18 protein-coding genes are annotated in these 16971 nt (G+C 69.2%); 11 read left to right on the top strand and 7 right to left on the bottom strand.

The window, feature by feature from the left end; all coding sequences use genetic code 11:
* The first annotated feature begins 20 nt into the window (after positions 1–20).
* Complete coding sequence (locus FKR81_RS05310; protein WP_146349792.1) at positions 21–305, top strand: zinc-ribbon domain-containing protein; 285 nt, start codon at positions 21–23, stop codon at positions 303–305.
* Here the strand turns inward: FKR81_RS05310 and FKR81_RS45590 are convergent.
* The gene (locus tag FKR81_RS45590) at positions 302–433 is read right to left on the bottom strand and encodes a hypothetical protein (protein WP_268891525.1); all 132 of its coding nucleotides are present in this window, start codon (positions 431–433) and stop codon (positions 302–304) included. The two genes, FKR81_RS05310 and FKR81_RS45590, sit on opposite strands and share 4 nt — an antisense overlap.
* Positions 434–461: 28 nt before the next feature.
* Here FKR81_RS45590 and FKR81_RS05305 point away from each other — a divergent pair, with 28 nt between their 5' ends.
* A complete protein-coding gene (locus tag FKR81_RS05305) occupies positions 462–869 on the top strand; it encodes an SRPBCC family protein (protein ID WP_222598177.1) in 408 nt (135 codons plus the stop codon).
* On the opposite strand, the gene FKR81_RS05300 is transcribed toward FKR81_RS05305, so the two are convergent.
* Genes FKR81_RS05300 through FKR81_RS05290 form a run of 3 tightly spaced genes read right to left on the bottom strand, consistent with a single transcriptional unit; the run spans position 848 to position 2776 of the window.
* Complete coding sequence (locus tag FKR81_RS05300) at positions 848–1426, bottom strand: TetR/AcrR family transcriptional regulator (RefSeq protein WP_146349791.1); 579 nt, start codon at positions 1424–1426, stop codon at positions 848–850. The two genes, FKR81_RS05305 and FKR81_RS05300, sit on opposite strands and share 22 nt — an antisense overlap.
* Positions 1368–2186, bottom strand: a complete 819-nt coding sequence (locus tag FKR81_RS05295) for an alpha/beta fold hydrolase (protein WP_146349790.1) — start codon at positions 2184–2186, stop codon at positions 1368–1370. Before FKR81_RS05295 ends, FKR81_RS05300 begins: the two co-directional genes overlap by 59 nt.
* Positions 2187–2200: 14 nt before the next feature.
* Positions 2201–2776 (bottom strand): DUF998 domain-containing protein, encoded by a 576-nt coding sequence (locus tag FKR81_RS05290; protein ID WP_146349789.1) that lies wholly within the window; start codon positions 2774–2776, stop codon positions 2201–2203.
* 134 nt (positions 2777–2910) lie between these two features.
* On the opposite strand from FKR81_RS05290, the gene FKR81_RS05285 reads away from it, so the two are divergent.
* The 3 genes from FKR81_RS05285 to FKR81_RS05275 are packed head-to-tail and all read left to right on the top strand — an operon-like array spanning position 2911 to position 5252.
* Positions 2911–3618 (top strand): SRPBCC family protein, encoded by a 708-nt coding sequence (locus FKR81_RS05285; RefSeq protein ID WP_146349788.1) that lies wholly within the window; start codon positions 2911–2913, stop codon positions 3616–3618.
* On the top strand, positions 3615–4412 hold the full coding sequence (locus tag FKR81_RS05280) for an alpha/beta fold hydrolase (RefSeq protein WP_146349787.1): 798 nt from the start codon (positions 3615–3617) through the stop codon (positions 4410–4412). Before FKR81_RS05285 ends, FKR81_RS05280 begins: the two co-directional genes overlap by 4 nt.
* Positions 4413–4427: 15 nt before the next feature.
* Positions 4428–5252, top strand: coding sequence for an alpha/beta fold hydrolase (locus FKR81_RS05275; protein WP_146349786.1), 825 nt, complete (start codon positions 4428–4430; stop codon positions 5250–5252).
* On the opposite strand, the gene FKR81_RS05270 is transcribed toward FKR81_RS05275, so the two are convergent.
* Positions 5162–6379 carry an MFS transporter gene (locus FKR81_RS05270; protein ID WP_146349785.1) on the bottom strand — a complete coding sequence of 406 codons (1218 nt, stop codon included), beginning with the start codon at positions 6377–6379 and terminating at the stop codon, positions 5162–5164. The two genes, FKR81_RS05275 and FKR81_RS05270, sit on opposite strands and share 91 nt — an antisense overlap.
* 68 nt (positions 6380–6447) lie before the next feature.
* Between FKR81_RS05270 and pdxR the strand changes: the two genes are divergently transcribed.
* Positions 6448–7794, top strand: a complete 1347-nt coding sequence (gene pdxR, locus FKR81_RS05265; protein WP_146349784.1) for a MocR-like pyridoxine biosynthesis transcription factor PdxR — start codon at positions 6448–6450, stop codon at positions 7792–7794.
* Here pdxR and FKR81_RS05260 read toward each other — a convergent pair.
* Positions 7769–8182 carry a DUF2000 domain-containing protein gene (locus FKR81_RS05260; protein WP_235921311.1) on the bottom strand — a complete coding sequence of 138 codons (414 nt, stop codon included), beginning with the start codon at positions 8180–8182 and terminating at the stop codon, positions 7769–7771. The genes pdxR and FKR81_RS05260 overlap by 26 nt on opposite strands.
* Positions 8183–8231: 49 nt before the next feature.
* Here FKR81_RS05260 and FKR81_RS05255 point away from each other — a divergent pair, with 49 nt between their 5' ends.
* From FKR81_RS05255 to FKR81_RS05240, 4 genes are all read left to right on the top strand, one after another.
* Positions 8232–9008 carry a helix-turn-helix transcriptional regulator gene (locus FKR81_RS05255; protein WP_222598176.1) on the top strand — a complete coding sequence of 259 codons (777 nt, stop codon included), beginning with the start codon at positions 8232–8234 and terminating at the stop codon, positions 9006–9008.
* Positions 9009–9245: 237 nt separating this feature from the next.
* Complete coding sequence (locus FKR81_RS05250; RefSeq protein WP_146349782.1) at positions 9246–11357, top strand: bifunctional diguanylate cyclase/phosphohydrolase; 2112 nt, start codon at positions 9246–9248, stop codon at positions 11355–11357.
* A gap of 475 nt (positions 11358–11832) precedes the next feature.
* Positions 11833–13815 carry an APC family permease gene (locus tag FKR81_RS05245; protein ID WP_146349781.1) on the top strand — a complete coding sequence of 661 codons (1983 nt, stop codon included), beginning with the start codon at positions 11833–11835 and terminating at the stop codon, positions 13813–13815.
* A 31-nt stretch (positions 13816–13846) separates the two neighbouring features.
* Positions 13847–15442 (top strand): tannase/feruloyl esterase family alpha/beta hydrolase, encoded by a 1596-nt coding sequence (locus FKR81_RS05240; protein ID WP_328593124.1) that lies wholly within the window; start codon positions 13847–13849, stop codon positions 15440–15442.
* 51 nt (positions 15443–15493) lie between these two features.
* Here the strand turns inward: FKR81_RS05240 and pip are convergent, their stop codons facing one another.
* Positions 15494–16441 carry a prolyl aminopeptidase gene (pip, locus tag FKR81_RS05235; protein WP_186762784.1) on the bottom strand — a complete coding sequence of 316 codons (948 nt, stop codon included), beginning with the start codon at positions 16439–16441 and terminating at the stop codon, positions 15494–15496.
* Positions 16442–16483: 42 nt separating this feature from the next.
* Between pip and FKR81_RS05230 the strand changes: the two genes are divergently transcribed.
* Positions 16484–16945 (top strand): MarR family winged helix-turn-helix transcriptional regulator, encoded by a 462-nt coding sequence (locus FKR81_RS05230; RefSeq protein WP_235921310.1) that lies wholly within the window; start codon positions 16484–16486, stop codon positions 16943–16945.
* The last annotated feature ends 26 nt before the right edge of the window (positions 16946–16971 follow it).

The raw sequence follows: 16971 nt of genomic DNA, 5'->3' as shown, positions 1-16971 counted from the left end.
CATTCAGGCAGAATTCACCCATGGTCATCTGGGGTTGGCGCACGTACGTGCAGCAGTTGGTGATGTTGACGCTGGTCTGCCAGCAGTGTCAGAACCCGGCCGCGCACAACCTGCACAAGCGCATCACGAAGTTCACGCTCTTCTTCATCCCGCTGTTCCCGCTGAGCCGGAAGTTCGGCCTGCAGTGCACGTTCTGCGGTGTCGCCTACGACATCGACAAGACGCACGCGGAGCAGCTGCTGGCTTCAGCTCAGCAGCAGCCGCAGACCTACCCGCAGCAGACGCACCAGCCGCACCAGCACTAGTCAGGTCGCTCGCCGCTGTCCTCGCGGCACGCCTCGCAGGCGGGCGCGTTCTCGTCGGAGAGCACGCGCCCGCACTCCGGGCAGACCTCGCCGAGCATGCAGGCAGGCTCGCCGATTTCCTCAACCATGCTCGAAGTCTTCCTCACGGCGCCGCGGGTGGATACGTTTGCCGACGGGGTCATCGCGGATCAGCACAAGGAGGTGCTGTACGTGCGCACCTACGAGGAAACCATCGACGTGGCCGTCCCGGTGACGATCGCGTACCACAACTGGACGGGCTTCGAGGCGTTCCCGTGGTTCGCGGCCGGCGTCGAGGTGGTGGAGCGCAAGCCGGGCGAGCTCATCGCGTGGCGGTCGACCGCGGGGCCGGACCAGTCGGGGCTGGCCAGGTTCGAGCGGGTCGACGACAGCTCCACGCGCATCCACCTCGAGCTGCACACCGAGCCCGAGGGCGTGATCGAACAGGCGGCCGCGGCCACCGGGCTGGTGGCCGCGCACATCCGCGGTGAGCTGGAGCGGTTCAAGGAGCTCGTGGAGCACGGTCACATCGCGCTGAACCCCTGAAGCATCGCGTTCAGCCCGAGCTCGAAGTGCGCGTCCACGGGCGCACCGTCCGCGCTCGCCGCCAGCAGGTCGTAGCCGGGTGAACCGCGACGTGGTTTCCTGCTGCGCCGAGAAGGCGGCGGCACCACCGAGAGCGCGTGCCCGATCGTGTACTCGCGCAGGCACCTGGTCATCTGCAGCGCCACCGGCGGGTCGAACCCGGCGTCCCGCAGCACGCCGATCATCCGGTTGCCGCAGGCGATCGCCTCAGGTGACCGCACCGGCCTGGTCGCGAACACGGTCACCGCGCGCGGGTGCGCGAGGAGCACGTCGAGCAGCCGCCTGCAGTACGTGAACAGCATCGGCCGCCACTCGTCCCACCGCAACGAGTCCACGTCGGCCGCGGCGAACAGCGCCTCGGCGACCCCGTCGAACAGGTCCTCCTGGTCGGCGTAGTGCCGGTACACCGCCATCGGGTCGACGCCGAGCGACGCGCCGAGCTTGCGCATCGAGAACGGCTCACCGCTGTCGATCAGCGTCAGCGCCGCGCGTGCTATCCCGTCGCGATCCAGTGCCAAGACAATCCTCCAGTCGCGCGGCGAACTCCACGGGAACCTGCTGGTAGGCGGTGTGTCCGCCGGGGAACTCCCGGCACTGGACGCCCAGCCTCGGGGCCAGCAGCCTCGCGGGGCGACTGTAGAACCGGCCCTCGCTCGCCTCACCGACGGCGAAGCACCACGGCACCGTCACCCTGCTCAACGCTTCCAGATCAGGCTCGTAGTCGAGGAACGCGGGCATCTCGCGCCGGATCAGGTGCTCAGCGTTGCCGACCAGTCTCCTCATGCCCTGCGGCGCGAACCGCAGCATCAGTGCGCCCAGCCGAGCGGGCACCTTCGTCGGGCGGTCCATGGTCGAGGCCCCGAAGCGCCAGAATGCGACCAGGTGGTTCTTCTCGGCCATCACGCCGTCGAAGAACGCGCGCTGCTCGGCGGCGTCCGGCAGCACGGTGAGGAGCGGCGGCTCGTGCACCACCGCGCCGAGCAGCCGCTCCTCGTGTTCCACCAGCAGTTCCAGCGCGATCAGCGCGCCTCCGCTGTTGCCGAACACGTACGCCTCGCCGATCTCGTGCTCGTCGAGGATCGTCACGACATCCTCTGCCTGCGCGGCGATCGACACGTCGCCGGCCGGGCCGCTGCGAGAGTTCCCGCGCCGGTCGTAAGTGATCACCGTGAACCGCGGCGCCAGTTCCCCGGCCAGCGCCGCGTACATGCCCGCATCCCCACCGCCGCCGGGAACCAACACCAGCGGCGGCCCGTCTCCCCTGATCTCCACATGCATGTCTACATCGTAGACTACACCGTAGACAAGCGCACGGAGACCGCCGAAGTCCACAGCCACCCGACCGTCGCCACGACGTACAGCAGCACCGTGCCTGCCGGGTCGCCGAGGAACGCCATGGGCACGAACAGCAGCACGCCGGTCACCGCGGACAGCACGCCCCAAAGTCCGCCGAGCCTGCGCGCGAACACGAAGCACGAGCCGATCCAGCCGATCATCGCGATGCCGAAGGCCGCCGCGTGCAGCGCGCCGTGCCAGCTGAACGTCGTCGGCACGGCGTCCGGTGTGCCGAGCGGAAACCCGAGTCCGGGATCGGCCGTGAACACCCCGCCGAGAACCATCCCCACCCCCATCACGCCGATCAGGCGCGCGCCCCACTTCGACACCGAGCTCATCCCGGTCGCGGCCACCACGAACAACAGGCCGCTGACCACGAAGTTCGCGATCTGGATCCAGCCGAGCGAGCCCAGCGACAGCATGCTGAACGGGTGCTTCGCCAGGTCGAAGCCCTCGCGGGTGAAGGCCTGGACGTAGCCGACGGCCAGGTAGAGCGGACCGGCGACGACACCGCAGAGCAGTCGAGCGTTCATGGGAAGCCTCCTCAGAAGTTGTTGGCGACCACGGTCCTACCGACAAACAAAGTTGTCAAGACATCCAGCGCTGTCTTGACAAGAAAAGTGTTCGGCAGCAGAGTTAGGGTCGTGCGTCACCGGGAGGAGGCCTGATGGGCCACGCGTTCGAAGGGCACAGCGAGGCCGAGGTGCCCGCTTCCGTCGAGGAGGTCTGGGAGGCGATCGCCACCGGGCCCGGCATCGACTCGTGGTTCATGGGTCGCAACGAGGTCGAGAACGGCCAGGTGCGGATGGCGTTCGGCGAGTACCAGCCGACGTCGGCCGTGACGGCGTGGGAGCCGCCGCACCACTTCAAGCACGACAGCGGCCTCGCGCCGGACGGCCGGTTCGTCGCCTACGAGTTCATGATCGAGGGCCGCGACCGCGGCGCCACCGTGCTGCGCGTCGTCACCAGCGGCTTCCTGCCCGGCGACGACTGGGCGGACGAGTTCGAGGCCATGACGCTGGGCAACGCGCTGTTCTTCGGCACGCTGGTCACGTACCTGCGCCACTTCGCCGGGCGCACCGCGCGGCCGATCACCGCGTTCGGCCCGGTCCCCGGCGACTGGGACACCGCGTGGGCCAAGATCCGCGCCGCGATCGGCGGGGGCGACGAAGGCGATCGCGTCACGGTCAACGGCGCCGACGGCGTCGTCTACTTCAGCAACCCGCACACGCTCGGCATCCGCACGGACCACGCGATGTACCGCTTCATGCGGGGCTTCTTCGGTCCGATGATCGCGTCACACCACGTGTTCGACGGCAACGACACCGAAGAGTCCTGGCAGCAGTGGCTCACGCAGACCCTGGAGGCGAAATGAGCACCGTGGTTTCCCCAGACGGCACCGCCGTCGCCTACTCGAAGGTCGGCTCGGGCCCCGCGCTCGTCCTGGTCGACGGCGCGCTCTGCTACCGCGCTTTCGGCCCGATGAAGAACCTCGCGACCGCGCTGGCCCCGAACTTCACCGTCTACTACTACGACCGCCGCGGACGTGGTGAGACCGGCGGGAACGAGAACTGGACGCTCGAGCGCGAGATCGACGACATCGGGGTGCTGCTGAAGGAGGCGGGCGGCGAGGCGTTCCTGTTCGGCGCGTCGTCGGGCGCGGTGGTGGCGCTGGAGGCGGCGGCGAGACTGAGCGGTGTCAAGAAGATCGCGGTGTACGAGCCGCCGTTCATCGTCGACGACACGCATCCCGCCCGGCCGGACGACTACATCGAGAACATGGACGCGATGATCGCCGCCGGGAAGCCGGGCGACGCGCTGCAGACGTTCATGAAGACGGTCGGCACGCCGGGGTTCGCCATCACGATCATGAAGCTGACCCCGGTGTGGAAGAAGCTCAAGGCGGTCGCCCACACGCTGCCGAACGACCTGCGCGCACTGGGCGACACCGGAGCGGGAAAACCTCTGCCCGTTGACCGGTGGACAAGCGCTACGATGCCCGCGCTCGCGATCGACGGCGGCAAGAGCCCGGTGTACATGCGCAACGGTGTGCGGTCGCTGTCGGAGATCCTGCCGGACGCCGAGTACCGCACTCTCGAAGGCCAGACCCACATGGTCAAGGCCGCGGTGGTGGCGCCCGTGCTGGTGGAGTTCTTCACTCGCGGCTAGGAGCGAAAGGGCGACATGGGCAAAGTGCTTTCGGCGGACGGCACGAAGATCGCGTACAGCGTCGTGGGCGACGGCCCACCGTTGATCATGGTTGACGGTGCGCTCAGCCACCGGGGCTTCGGCCCGTCACAACCGCTGGGCAAGCTGCTTGCGCCCCACTTCACGTTCTACAGCTACGACCGGCGCGGCCGCGGCGAGACCGGTGACGGCGAGACGCCGTGGTCGATCGAGCGCGAGATCGAGGACATCGACGCGCTGCTCCAGCTGGCAGGCGGCAGCGCGTACCTCTACGGCATCTCGTGCGGCGCGGCGCTCGCGCTGGAGGCCGCCGAGCGGCTCGAGGGCTTCACCAGGCTCGCGCTGTACGAAGCGCCGTTCCTGGTGGAGGCGGACTCGCACCCCGGTCGCCCGGACGACCTGATCGAGCAGATCGACGCCATGGTCGCGGCAGGCCACCCCGGTGAGGCGCTGAAGACGTTCCTGCGCGTCATCGGGTGGCCCGGCTTCCTGGTCACGATGATGGTGTTCACGCCGGCGTGGAAGAAGGTCGTCGCGATCGCGCCGACGCTGCCGAACGATCTGCGGATCGTCGGCGACAACGCGTCCGGCAAGCCGCTGCCGACCACCCGGTGGATGAACGTGAAGATGCCGTCGCTGGTGATGAACGGCGGGAAGAGCCCCGGCTACCTGCACACCGGGATGCGCTCGCTGGCCGGCCTGCTGGGCTCGGAGTACGTCTCGATCCCCGGTCAGACGCACATCATCAAGCCGGACGCGCTCGCGCCGGTGCTGATCGACTTCTTCTCCCGCGCCCAGCGCACCGCCGGTCCCATCGCGTAGCCGGCGCCGAGGAACAGCACGCCGACGAGCAGCCAGCCGACCGCTCCCCACCCGAGCACGACAGTGGTGAGCAACACCGGGCCGATCATCCTGGCGACGGCCACACCGGCGCCGAAGAAGCCCTGGTACTGGCCCTGCTTGTCGGCGGGCGCGAGGCTGAAGCTGATCTCCCACGCGCCGGACGCGAGCTTCATCTCGCCGAACACCTGGAGCCCCGCGGCGGCCAGCAGCGCCGCCGCGCCCGTCCACGCGCCGGTCACGATCCCGGAGAGAGCGAACAGGCCGCAGGACAACAGCATCAGCGCGCCGGAGTGCTGGACGAGCTTCGACGCGGCACCCAGACCCGTTGCGCCGCGGGCGATGCGGACCTGGAACAGCACGACGCTCACGGTGTTGAGCACCAGCAGCGACGAGGCGAACCAGGTCGGCGCGTCGGTGCGCTGCACGATCCACAGTGGAATGATCAGGCTCAGCAGCGGCATGTTCAGCAGCATCACCGCGTGCAGCAACGAGATCAGCGCGTACGGCCGGTCGCGCAGCACCGCGATCGCCGGTTCACCCTGCTGCTTCGGCATTCCGACGACGTGCGGCAGCCGGGACAGGATGACCGCGGCGACCACGAAGCTCGCCGCGTCGAGCGCGAACACCGCGAGGTAGGCCTCGGTGGTGCCGAAGTGCAGTGCCAGTCCACCGAACGCGGCACCGATCGCGATGCCGGCGTTGCTCGTGGACTGCAGCCTGGCGCGCGCCTTCGTGCGCTCGTCCGGTGCGACGAGCGCCGCGAGCAGCGCCTGCCGCGCGGCGGCGAGTCCGGACTGGACGCTCGCGTAGACGCACACGGCGAGCACGAACAGCGGGAACGACCGGACGAACAGCAGCGAGCCGATCGCGACCGCCGTGGCGAGCGCGAGCACGACGGCGGTGCCGCGCGGGCCGTGCCGGTCGGCGACGTGGCCGAGCGCGACGCCCGCTACGGACCCGACGCCCCACGCGAGGGTGAGCCCGAGACCGACCTGCGCCGGTGACAACCCGATGACCAGGGTGAAGTAGAGCGCTGAGCACACGTAGTACCCACCGTCGCCGACGGAGTTCGTCAGCTGCGCGAATGCGAGAAGTCGGCTGGACACAGCTCAACGCTATGACCATGATTGGATCCTCAGAAGGTCCAAGTTCGTGCGATCTGATTGGGCCAATCATGGAATTGATGCTGGCCGGGAGCGGCGACTTGGTCACCCAGATCTACCGGCAGCTGCACGACGCGATGCTGGACGGCAGGCTGCGGCCCGGCGAGAGGCTGCCGCCGACCCGCGAGCTCGCGCGCAGCCTCCAGGTGTCCCGCAACACCGTCGCCACCGCGTACGAGCGGCTCACCGCCGAGGGTTTCCTGGTCGGCAGGGTCGGCGCGGGCACGTTCGTCAGCACGGTGCGCCCCGGCCGCGCGCGGTCGGCTCCGCGAGGCGCTGACCTGCGGCCGCGCGAGGTGTGGCGGGACCTGCGGTCCGAGTCCCGACCGGCGGCCGAGATCGACTTCAGCGTCGGCTTCCCGGACGCGCGGCTGTTCCCGCTGCAGACGTGGCGGCGGCTCGTGACGCAGTCGCTGACCGGCCGGATCCTCGGTCAGTACGCGCCGCCTGAGGGCCACGACGCGCTGCGCGAGGCGATCGCCCGGCACATCGGCATCGCGCGGTCGGTGCGGGCGAGCGCGGACGACGTGCTCGTCACGAACGGCGCGCAGCAGGCGCTCGACCTGATCGGGCGGGTGCTGGTGGCGCCGGGGACGACCGTGGCGGTCGAGGAACCCGGCTATCCCCCGGCCCGGCTGCTGTTCGAGACGTTGGGCGCGCGCGTGGTCGGTGTGCCCGTCGACCGTGAAGGCATCGTCGTGGACGCGCTGCCCAAGGCGCGGCTGGTGTACGTGACGCCGTCGCACCAGTTCCCGCTGGGCACACCGATGTCGCTCGCGCGGAGAACCGCGTTGCTCGACTGGGCGCAGCGGCACGACGCGGTGGTCGTCGAGGACGACTACGACAGCGAGTTCCGGTTCTCCGACCGGCCGCTCGAACCGCTGCAGAGCCTCGACCGCACCGGCCGCGTCGTGTACGTCGGGTCGTTCTCCAAGACGCTGGTTCCCGCGCTGCGCCTGGGTTTCCTGGTCGCACCCGCGTCGTTGCGGGAGGCGTTGCGGCAGGCCAAGAAGGTGTCCGACTGGCACACCGGCCTGCCCGACCAGATCGCGCTCGCCCGGTTCATCGACGAGGGACAGCTGGCGCGGCACGTCCGCAAGGCCACCAAGGTGTACGCCGCGCGGCACGAACGCGTGGTCGCCGCGGTGGAACGCCTGCCGTGGCTGCGACTCGTGCCGTCCGCGGCGGGGTTGCACGTGTGCGCGCTCGCCGATTCCCCTGTGGTGTCAAGGGATCCGGCGGTCGTGGTCGAGCCGCTGAGCCGGTACCGCGGCGGGAACGGCGTGGTGATCGGGTTCGGCGCCGTCGGTCTCGACCGGATCGACGAGGGCCTCAGTCGTGCATTCGGGCACCTTTGAGGACCTTGTCGACGGCGTTGCGCTGGCCGTGCACCGCGATGCCGACCAGGTCGAGCTGGTCGCGCGGCACGGCCCGGACGGCGGCGCGGTTGTCGTCGTCGTTGCCGGTGGAGAACAGGTCCGAGGTGAACACGGCCAGCCTCATGTTGCGGCCCAGCGCTTTCGCGTGCGCGGCGGTCACCACCTCCTTGGAGCCGGCGAACACCAGCACGGGCTGGCGGAACATCGGCAAGTAGAGCGTGTTGTCGGCGTCCTCGTAGGGTTCACCCATCAGGTCCGGGTTGCCCGCGGCGATGCCGCTGACGAGGAACGCGGTCACGTTGAGCCGCTGCCAGCCGACGAGGTCGTCCCTGAGCAGCACGGCGATCTTGGTGTCGAACTTCTGCACGGGTTCAGCGTGAGCGACGGGCACGGCGCCGGTCTTGTACGTTCTTGACGTGAGCTCCGACGTCACGGCCTGGCGGCCGTCGGTGCACGGCATCAGGGAGGTCTTCCACGCCTCCTTCACCGACCACGCCTACCCGGCGCACACGCACGACGCGTGGACGTTGCTGATCGTCGACTCCGGCGCCGTGCGGTACGAGCTCGACCACCACGAGCACGGCGCCGTGCGGTCGCAGGTCACCTTGCTGCCACCGCACGTGCCGCACGACGGCCGGTCCGCACTGCCGACGGGGTTCCGCAAACGCGTGCTGTACCTGGAGAGCGAAGTGCTCGGCACCGGCCTGATCGGCGCGACCGTGGACACGCCCGCGCTCGCGGATCCGTTGCTGCGCCAACGAGTGCACCAGCTGCACGAGGCGCTGCTGCCGCGCACCGAGGACCTGGAGGCGGAGAGCAGGCTCGCGCTGATCACCGAACGCCTGCGCCACCACTTCTCCGGCGGCGACACGCCGACGTGGCGGGACCCGCGCCTCGCCGACCGCTTCCGCCAGCTGCTCGACACGCGCGTGCCGTCGAACATCACCCTCGACGAGGCCGCCCAGCTGCTGCACGTGGCGCCGACGCACCTGGTGCGCGCGTTCAGCCAGGAGTACGGCATGCCGCCGCACCGCTACCTGACCGGCAGACGTGTCGACCTGGCGCGCCGGTACCTGCTCGCCGGGCACCCGCCGGCGCAGGTCGCGACCATGGCCGGCTTCTACGACCAGTCGCACCTCACCCGCCACTTCAGCCGGATGCTGGGCGTCAGCCCCGGCCGCTACGCCCGCTGACGTGGTCAAGATCACCATCGCGAACTCGCTGCCACAGCTGAGATCGCACGCGTGACAAGAAGATGCGGGTGACCAGGAAAACTGTCAACGCTAATGCGAGAACTGAATTTGCGGTAACGTCGGTTCGCGTATTATTTCGTCACCTCATTGGAGTAACCACGGTGTCATCGACATGGCCGGTCGGGCATCATCAAGCCGCTTGACCAGGACAACGCAGATGAGGGGTCACGTGGTCGCATGACCATCTTCCGTGCCGGCTCGAACGTGGCGTGGTTGTCCTACCTGCTGGCAGGACATGTGCTGCTGGGGGTCTACTACCTGGTTCCGCTCACACCGGCAGGCATGCCGATTCGGGTGGTTCTCTACTGCACGATCAGCATGTCCGCCGCGATTGCGGTATTCACAGGTGTATCGCGCAACAAGCCGCAATGGCGCAGGGCGTGGGTGCTGCTGGGTCTCAGCCAGGTCGTTTACGCACTGGCGGACCTGACGTTCTACGTCTCGCACTACGTCTTCCACTTCACCGATTACCCGTCGTTCGCGGATGTGCTCTACCTGAGCCACTACCCGCTGATGGTCGCGGGCGTGATCCTGCTGATCCGCCGCCGCACACCGGGCCTCGACCTGCCGTCCCTGCTGGACGCGGCCGTGCTCGCCGTCGTCGCGGGCATGGCGTCGTGGCTGTACCTGATCGGCCCGCAGGCCCGCCTGACGTCGCCCGCACTGGTGAAGTTCGCGACGCTGCTCTACCCGATGATGGACCTGGCCCTCTTCGTGGTCGCCCTGCGCCTGATCTTCGGCGCAGGCCCGCGCCCGCGCGCGTTCGTGCTGCTGACCGGCAACCTGCTGATGATCCTGACCGCGGACACCCTGTACGTGCTCCAGCGCCTGGACGGCAGCTACCAGGCCGGCAACTTCCTGGACGCGATCTGGCTGTCCGGCAACCTGCTGATGGGCGCCGCGGCCCTGCACCCGACGATGGCCCGCCTGGTGGACCGCGCGGTGGTGAAGGACGCGGGACTGAGCCGCGGCCGCATCGTCGCACTGTCCTCGGCGGCACTGGCCGCGCCGGTGCTGATGCTGGTGCACGACGTCAGCGACTCGCAGCAGGACATCCTGGTCATCGCGACCGGCTCCGCACTGCTGTCGTTGCTCATCATCGCCAGGCTGGCAGGCCTGGTGGCCGACCAGCGCCGTCTGGCCATCACCGACGGCCTGACCGGCCTGCACACCCGCCGCTTCTTCGAGGCCCAGCTGCCACTCGAGGTGGCACGCGCTCGCCGCGCCGACGGGTCCGTAGCCGTGTTCATCATCGACGTGGACCGCTTCAAGTCCATCAACGACAACTACGGCCACCCCGCGGGCGACCAGGTGCTGGTGGAAGTCGCGTCCCGCCTCCGCTCCGCGTCCCGCGCCGGCGAGGTGCTGGCCCGCTACGGCGGCGAGGAGTTCGCTCTGCTCGTACCCGACGCCGCTCCCGCACGTCTGTCCACCATCGCGAACCGCCTGCGCGAACGCGTTGCCGCGTCACCGATCGGACTGTCCGGCGACATCCACCTGTCCGTGACGGTGTCCGTGGGCTCCGCGAGCTTCCCCATCCACGGGGACGGCCCGGACGAACTGGTGGTCATCGCGGACCGCGCTCTGTACACAGCCAAGGCCGCCGGCCGGAACCGCATCGCGGTAGGCCCCGAGCCGCTACCCGCCGTGGACCCCGACACCGACGGCGCGATGGCCGAGTTCCTGTGCCAGGTCGCCGACCGCGTGGACGGCTGGCTGCACCGGTACGACCACAGCCGTTCGGTGAGCCGATGGGCAGGCGTGGCCGCCGCCGAGTTCGGCTTGGACTCGTCGACCATCCGGATCGCTCAGCTGGCGGGCCGGCTGCACGACATCGGAAAGGTCATCATTCCCGAGGTGGTGCTCACCAAGCCCGGCGCACTGTCCGACGAGGAGTGGCGCCTGCTGCGCCAGCACCCGGACTTCGGCTACCGCCTGGCGCGCATGGTGCCGGGGTTCGCCGGTGTCGCGCACGTCATCCGGCAGCAGCACGAACGGTATGACGGCACCGGCTATCCGGACGGCCTGGTGGGCACCGACATCCGGGCGGAGGCAAGGATTCTGGCCGTGTGCGTGGCTTGGGCGGCGATGCGGTCGCATCGTCCACACCAGACCGCCATGGACGAGAACCGGGCCAGGCGCGAACTGTGGAACGGCCGGGGCAAGCAGTTCGACCCCGACGTCGTGGACCTGTTCCTCGACCTGCACGCGCAGAGCACGATCGGCAACCTCCGGCCGGCCGGTTTGTCCGTTCAGGAGGCCGTGTTTCCCAGCGACTGGCGCGCTTAGCGCTTGGTCTGGGCGCTCGGTCGCCTGCTGTCGGGGGCCGCGCTCGTGCAGGCGTCCCCCGCGCGGAGACCCCCGAATCGATGGTCTCAGCCAGCACCGACAATCCCCGGCCCGCAGGTACGGCAGCTCCAGAACTCGCGGCGAAGCGATGCCAGTTCACCCGGCGACCCACACGATGCGGCAGAAGCCAAGGGAGCACACACACCCACCGGCGCGAACGGAGCCCGACGAAACCCGCAGGTACCAAGGGAGCACAGCGAAAACCGGCAGGTACCAAAAGAAAAGAGCGCCCGCCGCACTCCCAACCCCCGCACTGCCCAACGGGCGCGGCCCCCGAGCACAAACCGGCAGCCGAATGATCCCAAGCATCCGAAGGACCTCCCCACCCCACCACCAAAAACCCAAAACCGACCGAATCGGACACCCCGCACCACTAGCCCAGCCATGATCCACAGAGGCTGGCATTGTGTGCCCCATGAGCACGACACCGAAGTACGCGGTGCCAGCACGGGTGGCCAGCCCTGAGCGTCAGAGCAGCCCGAAGTCGCCCCTGGCAAGGTGGATGCTGGCCCAGCGCGTGCAGCCGGTCGGCCCGGAGAGCTCCGAGTCGCACGCGAAGCCGCAGTCGTGGTGGAAGGTCATGTGCCTGACGGGCGTCGACTACTTCTCCACCCTCTCGTACCTGCCCGGCATCGCTCTGCTGGCGGCGGGCGCGCTCTCGCCGCTGGCGACGATCCTGATCGTCGCGCTGACCCTGCTGGGCATGCTCCCGATGTACCGCAGGGTGGCCGAGGAGAGCCCGCACGGCCAGGGGTCGGTGGCGATGCTGGAGGACCTGCTGCCGTTCTGGCGGGGCAAGATCTTCGTGCTGGTGCTGCTGGGTTTCGTGGCGACGAGCTGGATCATCACGATCACGCTCTCGGCGGCGGACGCGTCGGTGCACGCGCTGGAGAACCCGTACGCACCGGAGGCGCTGCACGGCGCCGAGATGATCGTGACGATCGTGTTGCTGCTGATCCTCGGCGGAGTGTTCCTGCTGGGCTTCAGCGAGGCCGTCGGCGTGGCGATCCCGCTGGTGGGCGTGTTCCTCCTGCTCAACGCGGTGGTCGCGGTCGCAGGGATCGTCAAGCTCATGGGAGAACCGGTCGCCGTCGACAACTGGCTCCAGGCGCTCACCGCGGGAGGTGGCGGGTTCGCCGGGGTCATCGGGCCCGCGATCCTCGCGTTCCCCGCGCTCGTGCTGGGGCTGTCCGGGTTCGAGACCGGGGTCAGCATGATGCCGCTCGTCGCGGCCGACGGTGAGACGCCCGAGGAGAAGCTCAAGAGCCGCATCCGCAACACCCGCAAGCTGCTCACGGCCGCCGCGCTGATCATGTCGGTGTACCTGATCGTGACGAGCTTCATCACCACGGTGCTGGTGCCGCCGGACAAGGTCGCGCCGGGCGGCGAGGCCAGTGGCCGGGCGCTCGCGTACCTCGCGCACGAGCTGCTCGGCGAGGTGTTCGGGTCGGTCTACGACGTCAGCAGCATCCTGATCCTGTGGTTCGCCGGCGCGTCCGCGATGGCCGGGCTCATCAACATCGTGCCGCGCTACCTGCCGTCGTACGGCATGGCGCCGGAGTGGGGGCGCGCGGTGCGGCCCGTCGTGCTCGTCTACACGGCCATCTGCATCCTGATCACGATCATCTTCAAGGCGGACGTCAACGCTCAGGCCGGCGCGTACGCGACCGGGATCCTGGCGATGATGGTGTCCGGCAGCGTCGCGGTGACCATCTCCGCACTGCGCAAGAAGCAGAAGCAGGCCACCATCGGGTTCACCGTGCTCACGCTGATCCTGGTGTACGCGCTGGTGGAGAACGTCATCGAGAAGCCGGACGGCATCGCGATCTCCGCGGGCTTCATCCTCGGCATCGTGGTGATCTCGCTGGTGTCCAGGGTCAGCCGCACGACCGAGCTGCGCGTCGAGGCCATCGAGTTCGACGACGCCGCGCGGCGGTTCGTCACGGACTCGATCGCGCACGACGGCGCGTTGACGATCATCGCGAACAAGCGGCAGGACGGCGACAAGGCCGAGTACGACGCGAAGGAGGCCGAGCAGCGCGGGATGAACCCGGTGCCCGGCGCCGCGGACGTGCTGTTCATGGAGATCGACATCAGCGACCCGTCGGAGTTCAGCAAGACGCTGCACGTGCGCGGCGTCGAGGTGGACGGCCACCGCATCCTGCGCTCGTCGTCACCGGCCGCGCCGAACGCGATCGCCGCGATCCTGCTGGCGCTGCGCGACGCGACGGGCGTGCGGCCGCACGCGCACTTCGAGTGGTCGGAGGGCAGTCCGCTCACGCACCTGTTCCGGTACCTGATCCTGGGACAGGGCGACACGCCACCGGTGGTGCGCGAGATCCTGCGGACGCACGACGAGCAAGACCCCTCGAAGAGGCCGTCGATTCACGTAAGCTGACCCCGGTCCTGCAACCGGGGGAGGACAATTCGTGAAGATTTCCTTGCACCGCAAGCTCTTCGTTCCCATCGTCGCACTCGCGACCGTCGCGGCGGGACTCGTTCCCGCTGCGGCAGCAACGGATTCCACCATCCGGCCGGTGCGCCAGTGCGCCGACCTCGTCCGCGACTTCGACGTGCCGCACGCGATGACGCACGTCAAGTCGGCGACCGTCGTGGCCGCCGGTGCGGAGGCCGAGCACTGCGACGTGCGCGGCACCATCGAACCGAACATCGGCTTCCAGCTGAAGCTGCCGACCAGCACGTACCGCGGCCGGTACCTGCCGTACGGCTGCGGCGGGTTCTGCGGGTACCTGCAGGCGCCGTCGTTCCCGCAGTGCGGTCCGGGCGCGGGTGACGCGGCCGTCGCGGCGACCGATGACGGCCACCTGGCACCGCCGGAGAACCCGTTCGACACGACCTGGGGGAAGAACAACCAGGCCGCGCGGGACGACTACTTCTTCCGCGCACCGCACGTGTTGTCCAAGGCCAGCAAGCGAATCATCCAGGCGTTCTACGGCAAGGCGCCGACCAAGTCGTACTTCTCGGGCTGCTCCAACGGCGGCCGCGAGGCCTTGCTGCTGGCACAGCGTTATCCGGACGACTTCGACGGCATCATCGCCGGGGCGCCCGCCAACCACTACGGCCCGATCGTCGTGCTCCAGGCGTGGCTCGCGCGTCACCCGATCCCCGACGTGAAGCTGCCCGTGCTGCACAACGCGGTGATGGCCGAGTGCGACCAGCTCGACGGGCTCACCGACGACCAGATCGACGACCCGCGGGCGTGCGACTACGACCCCGGCAAGCTGCGGTGCGACGGACCGGACCAGCCGACGTGCCTCACCCAGCCGGAAGTCGACAACGTGCGCGCGCTGTACGCGGGCCCGACGGACGCGGCCGGCCGCAAGCTGTACCCCGGCGGCGGCGAGACGTACGGCTCCGAGCTCGCGTGGCGCGGCTGGATCACGCCGATCCCCGAGTTCGGCGGCTCGATCTCGGCGGGCCTCGCGGACAACGGGCTGCGCCACCTCGCCTACCCGATCGGCACGCCGCACTCGTCGCTCGCCGAGTTCAAGTTCACCGTGCCCGAGCTGCGCAGGCTGACGCCCGAGCTGCTCAAGGCGAACGCGATGAGCCTCGACCTGCGCGACTTCCGCCGCTCCGGCGGCAAGCTGATCATCTGGCACGGCGCGAACGACGAGGCCATCCCGTTCGACGGCACGCTGGACTACTGGCAGCGGCTGACGAAGGGCGTCCCGCAGAGCTGGGCACGCCTGTTCGTCGTCCCGTCGATGTACCACTGCGGGGACGGCTCCGGGCTCACCTCGTTCGACCCGTTCAAGGAGCTGATCGGCTGGGTCGAACGAGGGAAGGCACCGGACAAGGTGATCGCCGAGCGGCGTGACCAGCAGGGCAACGTCACGCGCACGCGCCCGGTGTTCCCGTACCCGTTGCGCGCCAAGTACGACGGCACCGGGAGCACGGACGACGCGGCGAACTTCGTGCCGTTCCGCCCGAAGCCGGCGAACGACCGGATCCACTGGGCGGGCGAGGACCTCTACGCCAAGCCCGGCCCCACCGCACCATGACAGTCGTGAGTGATTGGGAGGCCTATAGCGCTCCCAATCACTCACGAGGCTCTACCTGCGGAAGCGGTCGAGTGCGGCGAGCACGGCGCGTTCCATGCTGCTGCTCTCGTCCGCGGTGTGCCCGGCGTCGTTGAGGATCACCAGCTCGGCGTCGGGCCACCCCTGCGCGACGTCCCACGCTGTGGTGAGCGGGCCGCCGAAGTCGTTGCGGCCGTGGATGAGCACACCGGGGATGCCGGCGAGCTTGCCGAGGTCGCGGATCACCTGGCCGTCGGAGAGGAACGCCTCGTTGCCCCAGTAGTGCGTGACGAGCCGCGCGGAGAGGTAGCGGAAGTCCGGGTCGGCGAACCGGCCGGTGAAGTCGTTGTCCCCGCCGGTGATCGTGGCCAGATCCCACTTGCACCAGTCCCACGCGGCCTTCGCGCGCACCTCCGGGTCGGGCGAGTTGAGCAGCCGCTGGTACGCGGCCGGGATGTTGCCGTCGCGGTCCTCGGGCGGCAGCCCGGCCTGGAACGCCTCGAAGTGGTCAGGGAAGAAGATCCGCAGCCCGCGGGTGATCCACGCGTGCTCGGAGTGCCGCGACGTCGTCACGGCCGGGATCACCAGCTCCGACACGCGGTGCGGGTGCTGCTCGGCGTACACCAGCGCGAGCGTCGAACCCCACGACCCGCCCATGACGAGCCACTTCTCGATGCCGAGGAACTCGCGCAGCAACTCCATGTCCGCGACGAGGTGCGCGGTCGTGTTCGTCTCCAGCGACGTCGCCGGGTCACCCGCGTGCGGCGTGCTGCGAGCGCACCCGCGCTGGTCGAACTGCACGATCCGGTACGCGGCCGGGTCGAAGAACCGCCGGGTGGACGGCCGGGAGCCCGACCCCGGTCCGCCGTGGCACACGACGGCGGGCTTGCCGTCCGGGTTGCCGCTGGTCTCCCAGTAGATGTGGTTGCCGTCGCCGACCTCGAGCATGCCGTGCTGGTAGGGCTCGATCTCCGGGTACACGCCATCTCCCCTCAGATCTAACAGTGCTGTTATATTAGCGCAGTGCTAGGGACCCAGCTGCGTCATCTGCTCGAACTGCTCGACGGCGACGTCATGAAGATCTACGAAGAGCTCGGCGTCGAAGACCTGCGCCCCAGGTACGTGCCCGTCGTCCGGGCGCTGCGCGAGCACGGCCCGCTCTCGATCCGCGACATCGCCACGAAGCTGCGCGTCACGCACAGCGCGGCCAGCCAGACGGTCAACCAGATGGCCAAGGACGGGCTCGCCGAGCTGCGTCCCGGCACCGACGCGCGGCAGCGGATCGCGCACCTGACGCCGAAGGCCGAGGCGCTGATCCCGATCATGGACGCCGAGTGGGACGCGACCGAGGCCGCCCGCGAGCAGTTCGACGGCGAGCTCGCCTACCCGCTCAGCACCCTGGTCGCCGAAGCCATCGCGCTGCTCGAACGACGGCCGTTCCGCGAGCGGATCCACTACGACGGGCCGCCCGCTCCCCCGTCGTGATCGTCCGGGTTTGTCAGACCCTTCGG

Origin of the sequence: Lentzea tibetensis, from assembly GCF_007845675.1 — a bacterium.
GTDB lineage: Bacteria > Actinomycetota > Actinomycetes > Mycobacteriales > Pseudonocardiaceae > Lentzea > Lentzea tibetensis.
The sequence above is the reverse complement of the archived record's forward strand: the minus strand, read 5'-3'. Positions and strand labels throughout refer to the sequence as shown.

Coding starts and splice junctions, on each gene's coding strand:
- FKR81_RS05310 (WP_146349792.1), top strand. CDS start 21: ATGGTCATCTGGGGTTGGCGCACGTACGTGCAGCAGTTGGTGATGTTG.
- FKR81_RS45590 (WP_268891525.1), bottom strand. CDS start 433: ATGGTTGAGGAAATCGGCGAGCCTGCCTGCATGCTCGGCGAGGTCTGC.
- FKR81_RS05295 (WP_146349790.1), bottom strand. CDS start 2,186: ATGCATGTGGAGATCAGGGGAGACGGGCCGCCGCTGGTGTTGGTTCCC.
- FKR81_RS05290 (WP_146349789.1), bottom strand. CDS start 2,776: ATGAACGCTCGACTGCTCTGCGGTGTCGTCGCCGGTCCGCTCTACCTG.
- FKR81_RS05285 (WP_146349788.1), top strand. CDS start 2,911: ATGGGCCACGCGTTCGAAGGGCACAGCGAGGCCGAGGTGCCCGCTTCC.
- FKR81_RS05280 (WP_146349787.1), top strand. CDS start 3,615: ATGAGCACCGTGGTTTCCCCAGACGGCACCGCCGTCGCCTACTCGAAG.
- FKR81_RS05275 (WP_146349786.1), top strand. CDS start 4,428: ATGGGCAAAGTGCTTTCGGCGGACGGCACGAAGATCGCGTACAGCGTC.
- pdxR (WP_146349784.1), top strand. CDS start 6,448: ATGGAATTGATGCTGGCCGGGAGCGGCGACTTGGTCACCCAGATCTAC.
- FKR81_RS05250 (WP_146349782.1), top strand. CDS start 9,246: ATGACCATCTTCCGTGCCGGCTCGAACGTGGCGTGGTTGTCCTACCTG.
- FKR81_RS05245 (WP_146349781.1), top strand. CDS start 11,833: ATGAGCACGACACCGAAGTACGCGGTGCCAGCACGGGTGGCCAGCCCT.